Below are 862 nucleotides of genomic sequence, written 5' to 3'. Positions count from 1 at the left end.
CGATATCTGGGGCGCCAGCCAGAATACCATCCGTCAAGCTATCTCTCCAGACGGAACGATTAATATCCAGAAGATCGGTCCTGTCTATCTGAGTGGTCTGACAGTCTCTGAAGCTAACGATTACCTTAAAAAATCGTTGAATAAAATCTATAATGGTCTTAATAACGCAACCGATCCGAGTTCCGATATTCGCCTGACCCTGGGTAATATCCGCACCATCCAGATAAATGTGATGGGAGAAGTAGTTCAGCCGGGTACCTACGCCCTTTCCGCTTTCTCAACCGTCTTTCATGCCCTTTATCGTGCAGGTGGAGTCAGTGACATCGGTAGTCTGCGTAATGTCCAACTAGTACGTAATGGTAAAAAACTTACCACTATCGACGTTTACGAATTCATCATGAAAGGTAACGCCCAGGATGACATTCGTCTTCAGGAAGGTGATGTTGTCATCGTTCCTGCCTATGACGTTCTGGTAAAGATCAGCGGTAAAGTAAAACGCCCGATGCGTTTTGAAATGAAGAAAGACGAATCCCTTTCCACCTTAATCAAATATGCCGGTGGGTTCGATGCGGATGCCTATACCCGTTCCTTGCGTGTTGTTCGCCAGAACGGTGAGGAGTACGAAGTGAATACAGTGAAAGACATTGATTATAGCGTCTATAAAATGCGTAACGGTGATGTCGTGACAGCGGAAGCCATTCTGAACCGCTTCACCAACAAATTGGAGATTCGTGGTGCAGTTTATCGTCCGGGTATCTACCAGCTGAGCGGTACACTGAATACCGTTCGTGAACTGGTGAATGAAGCCCAGGGCCTGACCGGTGATGCTTTCCTGAACCGTTCCGTTTTATACCGTCAGCAT

Annotated in this window: 1 protein-coding gene; it reads left to right on the top strand. The window is 46.9% G+C overall.

From position 1 onward, the window contains the following. On the top strand, window positions 1-862 hold an 862-nt coding region (locus JCM17102_RS21050; RefSeq protein WP_025076571.1), incomplete at both ends, for an SLBB domain-containing protein.

Source organism: Bacteroides faecichinchillae JCM 17102, assembly GCF_000614145.1.
In the GTDB taxonomy this organism is placed as follows: domain Bacteria; phylum Bacteroidota; class Bacteroidia; order Bacteroidales; family Bacteroidaceae; genus Bacteroides; species Bacteroides faecichinchillae.
The sequence above is the reverse complement of the archived record's forward strand: the minus strand, read 5'-3'. Positions and strand labels throughout refer to the sequence as shown.